Here is a 17,126-nt window from a genome sequence, read left to right as displayed (position 1 = left end):
CAAGCTGCAAGCCGCAAGCTGCAAGTAAGCAAAGGGCGGCCAGCGCTCCCGCTCGTTCTTGCCGCTTGAAGCTTGTAGCTTGCGGCTGCTGTTATTGCGATTTGCGTACCCGCAGGTACCACTCCGACAGCAGGCGTACCTGCTTCTCGGTGTAGCCGCGCTCGACCATGCGTTTGACGAAGTCGTTGTGCTTTTGCTGATCCTCCTTGCTGCCCTTGGCGTTGAAGCTGATGACCGGGAGCAGGTCCTCGGTGTTCGAGAACATCTTCTTCTCGATCACCACCCGCAGTTTCTCGTAGCTGAGCCAGGTGGGATTCTTGCCGTTGTTGTTGGCGCGGGCGCGCAGCACGAAGTTGACGATCTCGTTGCGGAAGTCCTTCGGGTTGCTGATGCCGGCCGGCTTCTCGATCTTCTCCAGCTCCTCGTTGAGGGCGACGCGGTTGAGGATCTCGCCGGTCTCCGGGTCGCGGTATTCCTGATCCTGAATCCAGAAATCGGCGTACAGCACGTAGCGGTCGAAGATGTTCTGTCCGTACTCGCTGTAGGACTCCAGATAAGCAGTCTGGATTTCCTTGCCGATGAACTCGATGTAGCGCGGCGCCAGGTATTCCTTGATGTAGCGCAGATAACGCTCGCGCACTTCGGCGGGGAACTGCTCCTGCTCGATCTGCTGCTCCAGCACGTACAGCAGGTGCACCGGGTTGGCGGCGATCTCGTGCGGGTCGAAGTTGAAGACCTTCGACAGAATCTTGAAGGCGAAACGTGTGGACAGGCCGTTCATGCCCTCATCGACCCCCGCGCTGTCGCGGTACTCCTGAATCGACTTGGCTTTCGGGTCGGTGTCCTTGAGGTTCTCGCCGTCGTAGACGCGCATCTTCGAGTAGATGTTGGAGTTCTCCGGCTCCTTCAGGCGCGACAGGGTGGAGAATTGGGCGAGCATCTTCAGGGTGTCAGGCGCGCAATGGGCCTTGGCCAGCGAGCTGTTGATCAGCAGCTTGTCGTAGATCTTGATCTCGTCGTTCACGCGCAGGCAATACGGCACCTTGACGATGTAGATACGGTCGATGAACGCCTCATTGTTCTTGTTGTTGCGGAAGCTGTGCCACTCCGATTCATTGGAGTGGGCCAGGAGGATGCCGCTGTAGGGGATCGCGCCGAGGCCTTCGGTGCTGTTGTAGTTGCCCTCCTGGGTGGCCGTGAGCAGCGGGTGCAGCACCTTGATCGGTGCCTTGAACATTTCGACGAACTCCATCAGGCCCTGGTTGGCCCGGCACAGCGCGCCCGAGTAGCTGTAGGCGTCGGCATCGTTCTGCGGGTACTCCTCCAGCTTGCGGATATCCACCTTGCCGACCAAGGCGGAGATGTCCTGGTTGTTCTCGTCGCCTGGTTCGGTCTTGGCCACGGCGATCTGGTTGAGGATCGAGGGGTAGAGCTTGACCACGCGGAACTGGCTGATGTCGCCGCCGAATTCCTGCAGGCGCTTGGTGGCCCAGGGCGACATGATCGAACTGAGGTAACGGCGCGGGATGCCGTAGTCCTCTTCGAGGATGGCGCCGTCTTCGGTGGCGTTGAACAGCCCCAGCGGCGACTCGAATACCGGCGAGCCCTTGATGGCATAGAAGGGCACCTTCTCCATCAGTTGCTTGAGCTTCTCGGCCAGCGAGGATTTACCGCCGCCCACCGGGCCGAGCAGATAAAGGATCTGTTTCTTCTCTTCCAGGCCCTGCGCGGCATGGCGGAAGTAGGAGACGATCTGGTCGATGCACTCTTCCATGCCGTGGAAGTCGGCGAAGGCCGGATAGCGGCGGATGACCTTGTTGGAAAAGATGCGTGACAGTCGTGAGTCGCTGGAGGTGTCCAGCAGTTCCGGCTCACCAATGGCCATCAGCAAGCGTTCGGCCGCAGTGGCGTAGGCGCTGCGATCCTGTTTGCACAGTTCGAGGTACTCCTGCAGCGAGTACTCCTCCTGGCGTGTCGCCTCGAAACGTTGTTGGAAGTGACTGAAAATGCTCATGACTTCACCTCGCTCGATGCTGAAAGCTGGCTCGGGATCGGTCGTGCAGGTGCTGGGGGACTCCGGCTCAGAGACAAGTCGGGAAGAATCCCCCAAAACCTAAAAAGTCGTTACCGATGGCCCGATGCCGGTTTGCCGGCTCTACCTTCAGTGGGATGGCCTGAGTAACAGAATAGTTCGTTCTGCAGCGCGTCAAGGGCGGGACAACGATAACTGGATGTAACCGTACGTCGGGAAATGGCGGCAGGCCAGGACGGGCGCGGCATGCCGCCTGAAGAAATTTATTCTTCGGAGCTTTGCGCAGTCTCACTCGGGTAAGTGGCGTGCCACAGCTCGAAACCACCGTCGAGGCTGTATACCTCGGAGAAGCCCTGGCCGACCAGATAGGCGGCCGCACCCTGGCTGGAGTTGCCGTGGTAGCAAGACACGATCAGCGGCGCGTCGAGGTCGGCACGTGTGATGAAGTCATGCAGCGAGTGGTTGTCCAGGTGGCGCGAGCCAGTGATATGGCCATTGGCGAAGCTTTGTGGATCGCGAATATCGACCACTACGGCGCCCTGATTGCGCAGTTCTTGCGCCTGCTGTGGGGAGATACGTTTGAATTCGCTCATGTTCGGTGCCTCGAATGATTCTTGGGGGCTTATTCCTTGGGACAGGTGCAGCGGTGCAGTGCTCCGCTGTCGACGTCGAGCAGGGTCATCGTGCCGCCCCAGACGCAGCCGGTATCCAGTGCGTAGAGGCCAGGCTCCGTGCAGTTGCCTTCCAGCGCTGCCCAGTGGCCGAAGATGATCTTTTCGCCGCGCATCTTGCGCTGTGGGTGGCTGAACCAGGGGGCGAAGCCGGGCGGTGCGCTGCCGACGCCTTCCTTGCTTTTCAGATCCAGCGTGCCGTCTGCCTTGCAGAAGCGCATGCGGGTGAAATAGTTGGTGATCACCCGCAGGCGCGTGACGCCGTGCAGTTCCTTGTTCCACTTGGCCGGCTCGTTGCCGTACATGCCATCGAGAAACAACGGCATGCGGGCATCGTCGCGCAGGGCTTCTTCGACTTCGGCGGCACGCCGCAGCGCTTTGCTCAGTGTCCATTGCGGCGGGATGCCGGCGTGCACCAGGGTCACCTTGCGCTCGGCGTCGTAGTGCACCAGTTTCTGCATGCGCAGCCAGTCGAGCAGGTCGTTACGATCGGGCGCATCGAGAATTTCGCGCAGGGTATCGCCCTTCTTCAGTCGCTCGATGTTGTGGGCGACGGCCAGCAGGTGCAGGTCGTGATTGCCCAGCACGCAAATGACTGCATGGCGGATGCTGTAGAGAAAACGCAGGGTTTCCAGCGACTGCGGGCCGCGGTTGACCAGATCGCCCACCAGCCACAGCTGGTCATGTGCCGGATCGAAAGATACTTGCTCGAGCAGGCACTTGAGCGGTTTCAGGCAACCCTGGAGGTCGCCGACGGCATACACCGCCATCAGTGAAGGGCCCCCGGTACCGCCAGACGGAACGGCGCGATGGTCGCGTCGAAGCGTTTGCCGTCCTCGGCGAGCATCTGGTAGCTGCCCTGCATGGTGCCGACCTGCGTGGCCATGACCGTCCCGCTGCTGTAGGTGTGGCTGGCGCCGGGGTCTATGTGCGGCTGCTGGCCGATTACCCCGGCGCCACGGACTTCCTGCACGCGCCCGTCACCGTCGGTGATGATCCAGTGGCGCGACAACAGCTGGGCCGGCAGCTCGCCGTTATTGACGATGGTCACGGTGTAAGAGAACGCATAACGGTTCTGCTCTGGCTGCGACTGGGCGGCCAGGTAGCGGGTGGTGACGCTGACGTCGATCTGATAGCGAGGGTCGGACATGCGGGTAACCCGTTTAGCGTGATTGCAGTTTAGTCCTGTGCAGCCGAGGGCTGCAGGGCCAACTGGTCGGCCAGACGTACGAAGGCGGCCAGATCCAGTTGCTCAGGGCGTAGGCTGCCATCGACGCCGGCTGCCTCGATGGCCTCAGCTGACAACAGCAGTTTCAGGGTATTACGCAACGTCTTGCGACGTTGATTGAAGGCCTCGCGCACGACGCGTTCAAGCAGGCGGTGGTCCTGGGCCGGGTGCGGCAGGGTCTCATGCGGCACCAGACGCACGATGGCCGAGTCGACCTTGGGCGGCGGGTTGAAAGCGCCTGGGCCGACGTTGAACAGGTGCTCCACGCGGCAGTGGTACTGCACCATGATCGACAGGCGGCCCCAATCGCCACCGCCGGGGCCTGCGGCCATGCGCTCGACCACTTCCTTCTGCAGCATGAAGTGCATGTCGCGAATCAGTGGGGCGTTGCTCAGCAGATGGAAAATCAGCGGCGTGGAGATGTTGTAGGGCAGGTTGCCCACCACGCGCAGGCTGCGCGGCGTCGCGTCGAGGCGGGCGAAGTCGAATTTCAGCGCATCACCCTGGTTGAGCTGGAAGCGCGGGTTGCTGCCGAACTTGTGCTGCAGGATAGGGATGAGATCGAGGTCCAGTTCGATGACGTCGAGCTGCGCACCGCTGCCCAGCAGTCCTTCGGTCAGGGCGCCCTGGCCTGGGCCGATCTCCAGCAGGCGCTCGCCTTCCTTGGCGCGTATGGCGCGCAGGATACGGTCGATCACTCCGGCGTCATGCAGGAAATTCTGGCCGAAGCGCTTGCGCGCGCGGTGTTGGTACTCGGACATATGCGGCTCCGCGGGGCAGCCCGAGGTGTGGTGCTCGAGGCTGAATGCAAAAAAGAAAGTCGCACAGTCTACCAGCGAATGGCGCCGCGGGCGCGGGCTGCAGCCTCAGTGGATCATGCTCTGCGGCTAGCGGCCATCTGGTAGGCGGTTTCCAGCGCTACATGCAGGCTGCCGGTATCAACCTTGCCGGTGCCGGCCAGATCCAGGGCGGTGCCATGGTCCACCGAGGTGCGGATGATCGGCAGGCCCAGGGTGACGTTCAGTGCGGCGCCGAAGCCCTTGAATTTGAGCACCGGCAGGCCCTGATCGTGGTACATGGCCAGCACAGCATCGGCGTGCTCGAGATACTTTGGTGTGAACAGGGTATCGGCTGGCAGCGGACCGATCAGGTTCATGCCCTCCGTGCGTAGACGCTCCAGCGTCGGTTCGATGATCTCGATTTCCTCGCGGCCCAGATGACCACCTTCGCCAGCGTGCGGATTGAGCCCGCAGACCAGAATGCGTGGCTCGGCGATGCCGAACTTGCTTTGCAGGTCGGCATGCAGGATGCGGGTGACGCGTTCCAGGCGCTCGGCGGTGATGGCGGCCGCGACATCCTTCAGCGGCAGGTGAGTAGTGACCAGCGCCACACGCAAGCCGCGGGTCGCCAGCATCATCACCACCTGCTCGGTATGGGTCAGTTCGGCGAGAAACTCGGTGTGGCCGGAGAAGGCGATACCGGCTTCGTTGATCACGCCCTTGTGCACGGGCGCTGTGATCATCCCGGCGAAGGTTCCGTTCAGGCAGCCCTGGCCGGCGCGGGTGAGGGTTTCCAGCACGTAGGCGGCATTGGCGGGCGTCAGTTTGCCTGGCGTTGCGGGCGCTGCCAGAGGTGTGTCCCAGACATAGAGGGCGCCTGCCGCAGCGGGGTGGTCTGGCCACTGCTGGGGACCAACGGCCAGCAATTCGATATTCAGCTGCAAATGCTTGGCACGCTCTGCCAGCAGCTCACGGCTGGCGATGGCGACCAGTGGTGCAGGCTGCGCCTGCTGTGCCAGCAGTAGACAGAGGTCAGGGCCAATGCCGGCGGGCTCGCCTGGGGTAAGGGCAAAGCATTGCTGCGCAGTCATGGTCGCTCTCTGTGTGGGCGCGGGGGCGCCAGTTTACGCTGCCGGGCCAGTAACGAAAAAGCCCGGCACTGAGGCCGGGCTTTCTTACGCGATAACGCTATTACAGCTTGGTTTCGACGTAGGCTTCGTCGCGGATCTGGCGCAGCCAGGCCTGCAGCTCTTCGTCGTACTTGCGGTTGCGCAGCAGATTCGCAGCTTGCTGTTCGCGGAACTGCGCGCTGCTGTCAGTGGCGCGACGGCCCATGACTTGCAGCACGTGCCAGCCGTAAGGGCTCTTGAACGGCTTGGACAGTTCGCCGCTGGCGGTGTTGTTCATCACCTCGCGGAACTCGGGCACCAGTGCGTTGGGGTCGATCCAGTTGAGATCACCACCGTTGAGCGCCGAGCCCGGGTCTTCGGAGAAGTTCTTCGCCAGCTCGGCGAAATCTTCACCGGCGACGATACGCTGATACAGGCGCTCGACCAGTCGACGGGTTTCCTCTTCGCTGCGAATCTCGCTGGGCTTGATCAGGATGTGGCGCACATGCACTTCGTCGCGTACCTGGGTGTCGCCACCGCGTTTCTCGATCAGCTTGAGGATGATGAATCCGCCCGGCGTACGCACCGGCTCGGTGACTTCGCCCGGGTTCAGCTGACTGATCATGCTGTCGAACGGCGGCGGCAACTGGCCGGCCTTGCGCCAGCCCATCTCACCGCCTTCCAGGGCGTTCTCGCTGGCAGAGCGAGAGACCGCCAGTTGGGCGAAGTCGGCGCCTTGCTGCAGTTGCTGATACAGCTCCTGCGCCTGACGGTCGGCTGCCTGGATTTCACTGGAAGACGCGGCTTCGGAAACCGGAATCAGGATATTGGCCAGGCGGAACTCTTCCGACAACTGCATCTTGCCCAGATCGGAGGCGAGGAAGTTCTGCACTTCCTGATCGGTAACCTGAATGCGTTCGGCCACGCGGCGCTGACGCACACGACTGATGATCATCTCGCGACGCACCTGGTCACGGGCGTCGGCATAGTACAAGCCGTCACGCGCCAGGGCTTCACGGAACTGCTCCAGGCTCATGCCGTTGCGCTGTGCAATGGTGCCCATGGCCTGGTTCAGTTCTTCGTCAGTGATGCGAATACCGGAGCGATCACCGATTTGCAGCTGGATGTTCTCGATGATCAGGCGTTCGAGCACCTGTTGGCTGAGTACATGCTCGGGCGGCAGGGCGCCGCCACGCTTGTCGATGGTTTGTTGCACTTCACGCAGGCGAGCATCGAGTTGGCTCTGCATGACCACGTCGTTGTCGACGATGGCCACGACGCGATCCAGTGGGCGAACCTGGGCCTGAGCCGTTGCCGCCAGCAGTGCTACGCCCAACAGCAGAGGGCGCAGGCGATCAGAAAGCTTGGTCTTCACGTTCACGGTAACCTTGAATGCCTTGGTCGAGGAAAGTTTCCACCTTGTTGCCTACAACGCCGCCGAGGCCCTTGAGGACGATCTGCAGGAAGATGCCGCGGTCCGGCTCGTCGTTGCGCGATGGGTTGAGGCTGACTTCGTCGTAATCGATCCAGTAGCGGTTGATCAGGCGCAGCTTCCAGCAGCAGCTGTCGTATTCGAAGCCACCGAAGGCTTCGAGAGTACGGTTGCGGCCATAGTCGTACTGCCAGCGCGAGATCAGGCTCCACTGCGGAGCCAGCGGCCAGATGACGGAGAAGTCATGCTGGTCGATCTTGTAGTAGTTCTTGATGTAGTTGGGGCTGCCAGGGGTGCCGTAGTCCGGGCTGGTAGTCCAGGTACCGCTGTCACGGTCATAACGCACGGTGTCGTTACGGTAGCGGTAGCCGAAGTTGACGATCTTGCCCGGGTTTTCCTCCGGCTGGTAGTGGAACATCGCGCTACCCGAGCGGGTGGCGTGCTGGTCCGGATCCCAGTTGAAGGTCGACGAGAAGCGCCAGTCGCGGTTGAAACGGTACAGGTACGCCAGTGCATATGGCGACACGTCTGAGGTGGCTTCCTGGCGGGTGCGATAATCGATACCGGGCAGTTGCACCTTGCGGTCTTCGAAGTAGAAGGCCTGGCCGATGCTGAAACGCTGGCGCTCGAAGCCGTTCGGCTCGATCCAGCGACTGGTTACGCCCAGTGAAAGCTTGTTCTCGTCGCCGATGCGATCCTTGCCACTGAAGCGATTTTCACGCCACAGCGAGGCATAGCTGAAGGTCGGCTCGCCCGTGTCGAACACTGGGATATCGGTCTGGTCTTCTTCCGGCACGTAGAGGTAAAACGCGCGCGGCTCCAGGGTCTGGCGGAAGTCCTTGCCGAACAGCTGGGTATTGCGGTCGAAGTACAGGCCGCTGTCGAGGCTGAACAGGCCTACGCCACGGCTCTGAGTGCCCTTGTAATTCTGCTCGGCCAGCAACGTATCCTTGCCTTGCTGATCCAGGCTGAGGTCGTAGTTGGTCTGCAGGTATTTGATCTGCGGCTTGATGTAACCCCAGGACCAGTCCAGCGGCAGGCTAACACCGGGTTCGAGGTGCAGGCGCTCGCCCTCGGCCCTTGAGAGGCCAACCAGGCGGGCATCGTACCAACGACTGTAATTTGGGTCGTTAGGGTCATTGCTGCCATTGCCATCTTGGTCAATGAAGAAGCCCGAACGCAGGTTGCGATCGAAACGCACGTATTCGGTGCCATAGGTGAAGTCCAGGCCGCCCGGATTGAAGGGCAGCTTGCCGTCCAGAGTGATTTGCGGCAGGCGGTCATATGGCGTTACGTCGGTGATATTGGCCAGTTCGTAGGCATGCAGGTTCAGACGCGCGGTGTAGCTTTCACCGCGATAGGTCAGTGTGCCGCGTTGATCGACGTAGGTTTGCTTGTCGATGCCCAGGTCGGTGTTCAGATCCTGGAAGTAGTACGGGTCGCTGATGTCGGTGTAGTCGACTTCGGCGAGCAGGCGTGAGTTCAGGCCCTGCTTGTGCTGCCAGCTGTACATCCAGCGCTGGTCTTTGTACTCGGATTGCAGCTTGCGTTCGTCTTCGCTGTCGTCGAGGTAGGCCGCGCCAACCTGGCCTTCGCTGCTCTCGGTCAGATAGCGGAACTCACCTTCCATCAACAGGCCGCGTTTGGCCATGTAGGTCGGGTACAAGGTGGCGTCGTAGTTCGGCGCCAGGTTGAAGTAGTACGGTGTTTGCAGCGAGAAGCCGTTGCTGCTCGACGTGCCGATGCTCGGCGGCAGGAAGCCGGACTGGCGACGGTCGTCGATCGGGAAATAGATGTACGGGGTATAGAACACCGGAATGTCCTTGACCCGCAGCGTCACGTTGGTCGCGGTGCCGAAGCCGGTCGCCGGGTTCAAGGTGACGTTGTTGCCTTTCAGGTGCCAGGCATTGTCACCCGGCTCGCAACGGGTATAGGTCCCGTCCTTGAGGCGGATGATCGCGGTCTCTTCGCGCTTGGCGTAGAGCGCGCTGCCGCGTACGTGGGCTTGGTGCATCACGTACTCGGCATTGTCGATACGGGCTTCGCCGTTATCCAGCTGCAGTTCGGCGCGGTCGCCGACCACCAGCATGCCTTTATCGCGCAGGCGCACGTTGCCGACCAGCTCACCACGGTTTTCCGTCTGGTGCAGGCTGGCTTCGTCGGCTTCGACTTGCATGCCGGATTGGCGCAGGACGACGTCACCGGCGAGGGTGGCTATCTGCTTTTCCTGCTCGAAGCGCGAGGCTTTGGCGGAAACGAACATCGGCGATTCGTCCAGCGGCGTGGTGTCATCCATGCCCGGACGCAGCGGCTCGACGTAGGCGCCTGCGCAGTACGGACCGGCCTCGGCCAGTTGCGCTGCAGTCAACTTATCGCGCGGGACCCAGTCCAAGTGACTGTAGTCAGGACTGCGCGAGGCGAGGGCACGGCCCTTGCTCTCGGTGACCAGCACCGGGGCGGCAGCCTGCTTGGCTGCGACCTCGCTGGTGGCACCGCCCGAGCTGACAGCATTACTGCTGTGCACGGGGCGCGGAGGCTGAGCGCTGGCCGTTGATTTCGGCGCACATGCCCAGCCGCCCGTGGACGACGCCTGGCAATCGTATTGCTCGGCGGCAAAGGACTGTAGGCTGAACGCAGGCTGTAGGGCCAGGAGGCTGCCGGTGACCAGCAGCGGGAATTTCTTGCGGAACGCGGGGTATTTTACTGCCATCTTGTTAGTCCGGGCTTCCTGCGCGCTATCGGCCCAGGGGCCGCACGCCTCTCGATGGGCTGAAAAAGATGCTGGATAATAAAGCATGACCCGCGCAACGGCTAGCGCCGTCGGAGACCCCTTGATGTCTGAACACGATGTACGTCTGCAACAGCTGCAAACCTGGCTCGCCGAGCAACTGCCCCTTCTCTTCTCGGCACGTGACTGGGGAGCCGTGCCCACGGCCGAACTGACTCCCGCCAGCAGTGACGCCAGCTTTCGTCGCTATTTTCGTTGGCAGGCCGGTGAGCGCAGCCTGATTCTGATGGACGCGCCACCGCCTCAGGAAAACTGCGAGCCTTTCGTTCGTATCGCGGCATTGCTGGCCAGTGCTGGTGTGCATGTGCCGCAGGTATTGGCTGCCGATCTGCAACAAGGCTTCCTGATACTCGATGACCTGGGCCGCCAGACCTACCTGGATGTGATAACCGAGCACAACGCCGACCAACTGTTCGACGATGCCATCGAGGCTTTGCTGCAGCAGCAGCGTTTGCCCCTCGACAGCAATCTGTCGCATTACGATGAGGCGTTGCTGCGTCGTGAGTTGCAGCTATTCCCTGAGTGGTATGTACAGCATCACCTGGGGCGTACCTTTACATCCGAGCAGGAAGCCGCCTGGCAGCGCGTCAGTCGCCTGTTGATCGACAGCGCACTGGCACAGCCCAAGGTGGTGGTGCACCGCGATTTCATGCCACGCAACCTGATGCAGAGCACGCCCAACCCCGGCGTGCTGGACCTCCAGGATGCCGTCAACGGCCCGGTTACCTACGACATCACCTGCCTGTTCAAAGATGCATTTCTCAGTTGGCCTGAGGCGCGAGTTCAGGGCTGGCTGCAGGATTACTGGCAGCGTGCCAAGGCGGCGGGTATTCCGCTGCAGGCCTCGTTCGACGACTTTCTGCGGGCTAGCGATCTGATGGGCGTGCAGCGCCACCTCAAGGTCATCGGCATCTTCGCGCGCATCTGTCACCGCGATGGCAAACCCAAGTACCTGGGCGACGTGCCGCGTTTCTTTGCCTATATAGATGCTGTGCTGGCACGTCGGCCGGAGCTCGCCGAGTTGGGTGAGCTGTTCGCCAGCTTGGCGACCGATGAAGGGGCACGTGCATGAAGGCGATGATTCTCGCCGCGGGCAAGGGTGAGCGCATGCGTCCACTGACCCTGCATACGCCCAAGCCGCTGGTGAAGGCGGCGGGCGTGCCGTTGATCGAGTACCACATCCGCGCCCTGGCTGCTGCAGGTTTCACCGAGCTGGTGATCAACCACGCCTGGCTGGGTCAGCAGATCGAGGATTACCTGGGCGACGGCTCGCGCTTTGGCGTACGGATCGTCTATTCACCTGAAGGCGAGCCGCTGGAAACCGGCGGCGGCATCTTCAAGGCCCTGCCGCTGCTGGGCGCTGAGCCGTTTCTGGTGGTCAATGGCGATGTTTTCACCGACTACGATTTCGCCGCGCTGCGCAAGCCGCTCGTTGGCTCGGCGCATCTGGTGCTGGTGGATAACCCGGCGCATCACCCGCAGGGCGACTTCGTCCTGGCTGACAGTCAGGTGAGCGACGCCGAGGCAACGGGTGAGCGGTTGACCTACAGCGGTCTTGCCGTGCTGCACCCGCGCCTGTTCGCCGCTTCTGTACCCGGTGCCTTCAAGCTGGCGCCGCTGCTGCGTGAGGCGATGGCGGCCGGGCAGGTCAATGGCGAGCGCTATGGCGGCTGTTGGGTCGATGTCGGTACCCACGAGCGCCTGGCCGAAGTCGAACGTTTGTTGCAGGAGGCACGCTAGGTGTTGTGGCCGGCCACTATGCTTGGGGCCGCAGCTGGGCTCGCTTTGGCCAGCATCCCAGGCGCACTGCTTGGCGGATTGCTCGGGCAGGTGCTGGACCGTCGCCTGCGCCTGCACGGCTGGGACAACCTGCGCGAGCGCCTGGGCGGTCGTGCCGCGCCGGCTGATGACGAGCTGCTGTTTCTGATGCTGGGGCGGCTGGCCAAGAGCGATGGCCGCGTGGTGCAGAGCCATATCCAGCAGGCACGCTCGGAAATGCAGCGGCTGGGATTGGACCCGGCCGCTCAACGGCGCGCCATCGAGGCTTTCGCCCGTGGCAAGACCGGGCGTGACAACCTGCGCGCTCCGTTGCTGCGTCAGCGCGAGCGTGCTGATGCAATGCTGCGAGCCTGCTGGCGCATGGCCTGGGTCGATGGGCGGGTGTCAGCCAGCGAGCATGAGTTGATCCTGCTCTGGGGTAAGTGGCTCGGCTGGGACAGCGCTCGCCTCGATAGCCTGGGCGAAGAATACGCGCCGCGTCGCAGCCAGCAGCCCACGCCAGCAGGCGGCAGTTATCAGGAGGCGTTGCGGCTGTTGGGCGTGAACGACGGCAGCGAGCCTGAGCAGATCAAGCGTGCTTATCGGCGCCTGCTCAGTCGCCACCACCCGGACAAACTGGCCGGCTCAGGTGCTTCCCCTGAGCGCATTCGTGAGGCGACCGATATCACCCGGCAACTGCATCAGGCCTATGCGCTGATTCGCCAGCGCCGGGGGATTCGTTAGGGATGGTCTGAAGCAGTCGTCATTACTCGCTGCGCTCGCCCTATTCGGGCCGCACTGAAGTGCTTTCAGCGCAAGCGCCGTCCCGAGCAGGCGGGACAGCAGCTTTATCGCTGAACAGCGCTTGTGCTGGACCGAAGGGGAATGATCCAGAACCCCCGCAGCACCTGGACTTCCGCCTTCGTGGGAGTGACGGTGGGGGCTTTTCAGCGTTTCCTTAGCCGCCTGCGGCGCGAATGTGCAGCTTCAACCAGCCCCGTAGGCGGCGGTACAACTGCTCCTCCTGAACGTTCAGGTTACCCGGCAGCGCCTTCATCGCCACCTGCACATAAGTGGGCAGCTTGGCGCGCTTGCTGGCCTGCAGACGTTTCAGCGCGGCGGTGCGATCGGTGGCCTGATCCTTGTAGAAGAAGTCGCCGGTGGCCACCGGTAACTGTGCGATCAGTTCGTCCAGTGGCGGGGCGAATCCCGCTGGTAATTGCGCCGCTACCATCAGCAGGTTCTGGACATTCGCGGGCTTGCGTTCGCTCAGGTAGCGCGCTGCCCAGTAGGCGCCGCTGCCGTGGCCGAGCAGGACGATTTCCTTGGCCTGCTGCTGGTTGGCGAAGGCGATGGCGGCATCAATGCGCGCCATCACGCGATCGACGTGGGCCTGACGCCGTTGTTCCGGGCTGATCGCGCTGCTGTCCGTGGGCTGAGCACCATCTGCCGCCGGCGTTTGTGCAGGGCTATCGGCAGCAGGGGCTCCCTCGGAATTTGCAGGGTCAGTGGGCACCGCTGAAGTGCCGGCGCTGGCATCACGCAGCGGCAGCGGGTCGCCGTCCGGGTCTGGCAGCGTCAGGCTCAGGCTGTGCCAGCCGGCGTCGGGTAGCTTGCGCCGCAACGGACCGACGGCCGCGGCGCCATCGGCATTTTCCACGTCGCCGGGCACCAGGATCACCGCGCCACTGGGTTCGCCGACGTTGGCCGGAAGCCAGAGGGCGAGGAAGCTTTCGGCGCCGGCCTGCAGCATCTGCTGCTCGCGCTTGTCCAGACGTTGCTCAAGCGTCTGTGCGTCGCTGACGCTACGTTCGGGGAGCGGAGGGCGTTCCTCTGAAGCGGGCGTGTCGGCTTCGCCAGGCGCGCCGCTCTGGGCATCTCCGGTCGGTTCCTGTGCCCAGCTCGTGGCAGTGCAGAACAGGCAGAAACCGAGCATTGCGAGTGAGTTCAGGCGCATCGATGAAGCTCCTTGGGGGCTGCTACAGAGCCTAATGCCGAGCTGCGCTTTTGTCAGGCGATTAGCACAAGACTGGAGTAAGGTAGGGGATCGCGCCAGCGGATTTGCCGTGCATGAAATCCCTTCTCCACTCCCTCACCCTCCTGCTGATTCTGTCTGCCTGCAGTGCCTGGGCCGAGAGTGCGCGCATGCCGTTACGTCCGGCTTTCGATGCTGAGCAGCGCGCCTGGCTCGACAATCATCCTGTATTGCGTATCGGCCTGACTCAGCAGGCACCCTGGGTACAACGTGGCCAGAACCGGCAGCTCACGGGCGCTAATGTCGAGCTGATGAAGCGTTTGCTCGAAGGCATGGGCGTGGCGCCAGACTGGCGTCTGTATCCAAACCTGGAGGCTTTGGAGCGGGCTGCCAGCGCTGGCGAGGTGGACCTGGCGCCAGGCCTGCAGCAGACACCGGCTGGCCTGCGCATCTGGCATTACTCCATGCCCTACCTGCGTGTGCCGCATCTGGTGGTCGGCGAACGCAGCGGCAGTGGCGCGGTGGATCTCGATCAGTTGCCGCTGGAGCAGGTGGTCGCGTTGCGCTCGCCGAGCCAGGCTGCCGAATATCTTGAGCGCACCCATACCAACTTGCGCTTGCGTGCGACCTCTTCGGAGCGTTCGGCGTTGCTGCTGGTACTGAATCAGGAAGTCAGCTACGCGGTGCTGGATGAAGCAAGCCTCAGCCTGTTGCTGCGCGAATCGCGTTTCTCCAGCCTGAGCATTGTCGGTGATATCGGCCTGCCACAACTCCTGCGTCTGGCAACGCGCCGCGATCAGCTACTGTTGTCCGCTATCGTCGACCGGACCCTGCAGGCGCTGCCGGCGCGCGAGTTGGAGGAGCTGCGGGAAACCTGGATGCCGCTGCGCTATCCGCAATCCACCGACTTCGTCGGCTTCTGGAAAACCCTGGCGCTGTTTTTCGGCCTGGTGCTGATGCTTGGTGCAACCGCGCTCTATCGGCAAAGGCAGCAGACACGTTTGCTGGAGCGTGGGTTGTTGGGGGCTCGTGGCGAGCTTGACCGTCACCAGCAGGCGGCAGAAGCGTTGCGCCTGAGCCAGTTCTCCATCGATCACAGCACGGTGGGTATTCTCTGGGTCAACTGGGACAGCCACCTGCGCTATGCCAATCGCGCCGCTGAACGCATGCTCGGTTATGCCGCCGGCCAACTGGTGGACAAGCCGCTGAGCCAGTTGGAACCAGGCCTGCACATGGATCGCTGGCTCAATCTATGGAAACGAGTGCGCGAGCAGGATGACGGTTCACCCAGTTTCGAGGTCGACTGCATACGCGCCGATGGCAGCCGTATGCCGGCTGACGTGTCGCTGAGTTTTCTGCGCTATCGCCAGGCCGAGTACCTGGTGGTGTTTCTCAGCGACGTTACCGAGCGCCGCCGTGCTCGTGCGGCGCTGGAGGAGAGCGAGGCGCGCTTCAAGGGCATCGCCGGCAACGTGCCTGGCCTGGTGTTTCGTCTGGAGCGCGCCGGGCCGGGAGCGGTGGTCAACTTTGCCTACATCAGCGAAGCCAGTCAGGAGATGGTCGGCTGGCCGGCGCAGCAGCTGCAGCGCGAGGAGCGCGGGATTCGCAGCCTGGTGCACCCGGAGGACCTGAGCAGCTACCTGAACAGCCAGACGCTGGCGCTCGAGGGCGAGAGCGATTGGTACTGGCAGGGGCGCATTCTCACTGCCGAGCAGGAGGTGCTGTGGGCGGATATCCGCACCACCGCGCGGCCGCTGGGCAATGGCCGGGTAGTCTGGGACGGGATTCTCTGGGATATCACCGAGAACAAGCTGGCCGAACTGGCCCTGGCCGACTCGCGCGCGCGGCTGCGTCAGCTGTCGGCGCACCTGGAGAGTGTGCGTGAGGAGGAGAAGGCTCGCATCGCCCGTGAAGTGCATGACGAGCTGGGGCAGGTGCTGACCGTGCTCAAGTTGGAGACGGCGATGTGCGAGCTGGTTTGTGCCGGACAGATCCCTGAGTTGGACGAGCGCCTGAATAGCATGAAGCGCCTGATCGCTCAGTTATTCCAGCTGGTACGCGATGTGGCCACGGCATTGCGCCCACCGATTCTCGATGCGGGCATCGCCTCGGCCATCGAATGGCAGGTGCGGCGTTTCGAGGAGCGTACGCAGATTCCCTGCCTGGTAGACGTTCCGGAGCACCTGCCGCGGTTGCCGGATGCCCAGGCCATTGGCCTGTTCCGCATCCTCCAGGAGGCACTGACCAACGTCATGCGTCATGCCGGGGCGCACAGCGTCGAGGTGCGTCTATGGCTGGAGGGCGGCGCCTTGTGCCTGTCGGTGGTCGACGACGGCAAGGGCTTCGATCCGGGGCTGCGCAAACCCGGACAGTCCTTCGGTCTGGTCGGTATGCAGGAGCGCATGTTCATGCTCGGTGGCCAGTTGCAGATTGACAGTCAGCCAGGCGAGGGCACTACCCTGTGTGCGCGCATAAATCTGGAAGAGGAGATCGCAGCGTGATTCAGGTACTGGTGGCCGAAGACCACACCATCGTGCGGGAAGGCATCAAGCAACTGATCGGCATGGCGCGTGATCTCGAGGTAGCCGGCGAAGCCTGTAATGGCGAGCAACTGATCGAGGTGCTGCGCCGCACACCCTGCGACGTGGTGCTACTGGACATCTCCATGCCTGGCGTCAACGGTCTGGAGGCCATTCCACGCATTCGTGCGTTGAACGATGCGCCGGCGATTCTGGTGCTGTCCATGCACGACGAAGCGCAAATGGCGGCGCGCGCGCTCAAGGCTGGCGCTGCCGGTTACGCGACCAAGGACAGCGACCCGGCGCTGCTGATCACTGCCATTCGCAAGGTGGCCGGAGGTGGCCGCTATATCGATCCGGCGCTGGCCGACCGCATGGTCTTCGAAGTCGGCCTGACCGATTCGCGACCGCCTCATGCACAGCTGTCCGAGCGCGAGTTCTCGGTGTTCGAGCGCTTGGTGCGGGGTGAGGGCGTCAACGATATCGCCTTGCACCTGGCGATCAGCAACAAGACGGTGAGCACGCACAAGGCGCGCCTGATGCAGAAGCTCGGCGCCCACTCGATGGCCGATCTGGTGCGTTACGCCATGGAGCATCGCCTGGTCTGAGAGCGGAATCTGTAGGAGCGGCTGGGCGGCATTCCGCTTCAGCCGCGATTGGCTTGAGAACGCGAAGCTTCGCGGCTGAAGCCGCTCCCACGGTTTTCATGCACTGCATAACCGAGGTGATCACTCGGATTTTGTAGGGCAATTCCTACAGCAGATTCTCCTCGCGCCTGATATCAGCTTGTCATCCCGCCCGATTTTTCACCTTGTCTCGCCGACCTAATCTTGGG

The 17,126-nt window shown here is 62.6% G+C and carries 14 protein-coding genes; 5 read left to right on the top strand and 9 right to left on the bottom strand.

Annotated features, from left to right (window positions below; translation table 11 throughout):
- Positions 1–91: 91 nt before the first annotated feature.
- The 8 genes from BM059_RS15590 to BM059_RS15555 all read right to left on the bottom strand — a co-directional run bounded on the left by BM059_RS15590 (position 92) and on the right by BM059_RS15555 (position 9,961).
- Positions 92–2,014, bottom strand: a complete 1,923-nt coding sequence (locus BM059_RS15590; RefSeq protein ID WP_037000159.1) for a PrkA family serine protein kinase — start codon at positions 2,012–2,014, stop codon at positions 92–94.
- A gap of 281 nt (positions 2,015–2,295) precedes the next feature.
- Complete coding sequence (glpE, locus tag BM059_RS15585; RefSeq protein WP_037000157.1) at positions 2,296–2,625, bottom strand: thiosulfate sulfurtransferase GlpE; 330 nt, start codon at positions 2,623–2,625, stop codon at positions 2,296–2,298.
- A 29-nt stretch (positions 2,626–2,654) separates the two neighbouring features.
- Positions 2,655–3,473 (bottom strand): symmetrical bis(5'-nucleosyl)-tetraphosphatase, encoded by an 819-nt coding sequence (locus tag BM059_RS15580; protein WP_074939793.1) that lies wholly within the window; start codon positions 3,471–3,473, stop codon positions 2,655–2,657.
- Positions 3,473–3,853 carry a Co2+/Mg2+ efflux protein ApaG gene (gene apaG, locus BM059_RS15575; protein WP_037000154.1) on the bottom strand — a complete coding sequence of 127 codons (381 nt, stop codon included), beginning with the start codon at positions 3,851–3,853 and terminating at the stop codon, positions 3,473–3,475. The genes BM059_RS15580 and apaG overlap by 1 nt, the downstream gene beginning before the upstream one ends.
- 29 nt (positions 3,854–3,882) lie before the next feature.
- Positions 3,883–4,692 carry a 16S rRNA (adenine(1518)-N(6)/adenine(1519)-N(6))-dimethyltransferase RsmA gene (gene rsmA, locus BM059_RS15570; protein ID WP_037000153.1) on the bottom strand — a complete coding sequence of 270 codons (810 nt, stop codon included), beginning with the start codon at positions 4,690–4,692 and terminating at the stop codon, positions 3,883–3,885.
- A 113-nt stretch (positions 4,693–4,805) separates the two neighbouring features.
- Positions 4,806–5,801, bottom strand: a complete 996-nt coding sequence (gene pdxA / locus BM059_RS15565) for a 4-hydroxythreonine-4-phosphate dehydrogenase PdxA (protein ID WP_074939792.1) — start codon at positions 5,799–5,801, stop codon at positions 4,806–4,808.
- Between the two features lie 100 nt (positions 5,802–5,901).
- The gene (locus tag BM059_RS15560; RefSeq protein WP_139220741.1) at positions 5,902–7,194 is read right to left on the bottom strand and encodes a peptidylprolyl isomerase; all 1,293 of its coding nucleotides are present in this window, start codon (positions 7,192–7,194) and stop codon (positions 5,902–5,904) included.
- Complete coding sequence (locus BM059_RS15555; RefSeq protein WP_074939786.1) at positions 7,175–9,961, bottom strand: LPS-assembly protein LptD; 2,787 nt, start codon at positions 9,959–9,961, stop codon at positions 7,175–7,177. Before BM059_RS15555 ends, BM059_RS15560 begins: the two co-directional genes overlap by 20 nt.
- 124 nt (positions 9,962–10,085) lie before the next feature.
- Between BM059_RS15555 and BM059_RS15550 the strand changes: the two genes are divergently transcribed.
- The 3 genes from BM059_RS15550 to BM059_RS15540 are packed head-to-tail and all read left to right on the top strand — an operon-like array spanning position 10,086 to position 12,541.
- Positions 10,086–11,111, top strand: a complete 1,026-nt coding sequence (locus BM059_RS15550) for an aminoglycoside phosphotransferase family protein (protein WP_074939782.1) — start codon at positions 10,086–10,088, stop codon at positions 11,109–11,111.
- Positions 11,108–11,779 carry an N-acetylmuramate alpha-1-phosphate uridylyltransferase MurU gene (gene murU / locus BM059_RS15545; RefSeq protein ID WP_074939780.1) on the top strand — a complete coding sequence of 224 codons (672 nt, stop codon included), beginning with the start codon at positions 11,108–11,110 and terminating at the stop codon, positions 11,777–11,779. Before BM059_RS15550 ends, murU begins: the two co-directional genes overlap by 4 nt.
- Positions 11,780–12,541, top strand: a complete 762-nt coding sequence (locus BM059_RS15540; protein WP_074939777.1) for a TerB family tellurite resistance protein — start codon at positions 11,780–11,782, stop codon at positions 12,539–12,541.
- Positions 12,542–12,755: 214 nt separating this feature from the next.
- Here the strand turns inward: BM059_RS15540 and BM059_RS15535 are convergent, their stop codons facing one another.
- Positions 12,756–13,754, bottom strand: coding sequence for an alpha/beta hydrolase family protein (locus tag BM059_RS15535; RefSeq protein ID WP_074939774.1), 999 nt, complete (start codon positions 13,752–13,754; stop codon positions 12,756–12,758).
- 113 nt (positions 13,755–13,867) lie between these two features.
- On the opposite strand from BM059_RS15535, the gene BM059_RS15530 reads away from it, so the two are divergent.
- Together BM059_RS15530 and BM059_RS15525 are read left to right on the top strand one after the other, a co-directional pair.
- On the top strand, positions 13,868–16,273 hold the full coding sequence (locus BM059_RS15530) for a PAS domain-containing sensor histidine kinase (RefSeq protein ID WP_074939771.1): 2,406 nt from the start codon (positions 13,868–13,870) through the stop codon (positions 16,271–16,273).
- Positions 16,270–16,899 carry a response regulator gene (locus BM059_RS15525; protein ID WP_037000144.1) on the top strand — a complete coding sequence of 210 codons (630 nt, stop codon included), beginning with the start codon at positions 16,270–16,272 and terminating at the stop codon, positions 16,897–16,899. Before BM059_RS15530 ends, BM059_RS15525 begins: the two co-directional genes overlap by 4 nt.
- Positions 16,900–17,126: the final 227 nt, after the last annotated feature.

It is taken from the genome of Ectopseudomonas composti (genome assembly GCF_900115475.1).
Lineage (GTDB): Bacteria > Pseudomonadota > Gammaproteobacteria > Pseudomonadales > Pseudomonadaceae > Aquipseudomonas > Aquipseudomonas composti.
Note: the sequence above shows the minus strand (reverse complement) of the source record. Positions and strands in the feature narration are given on the sequence as shown.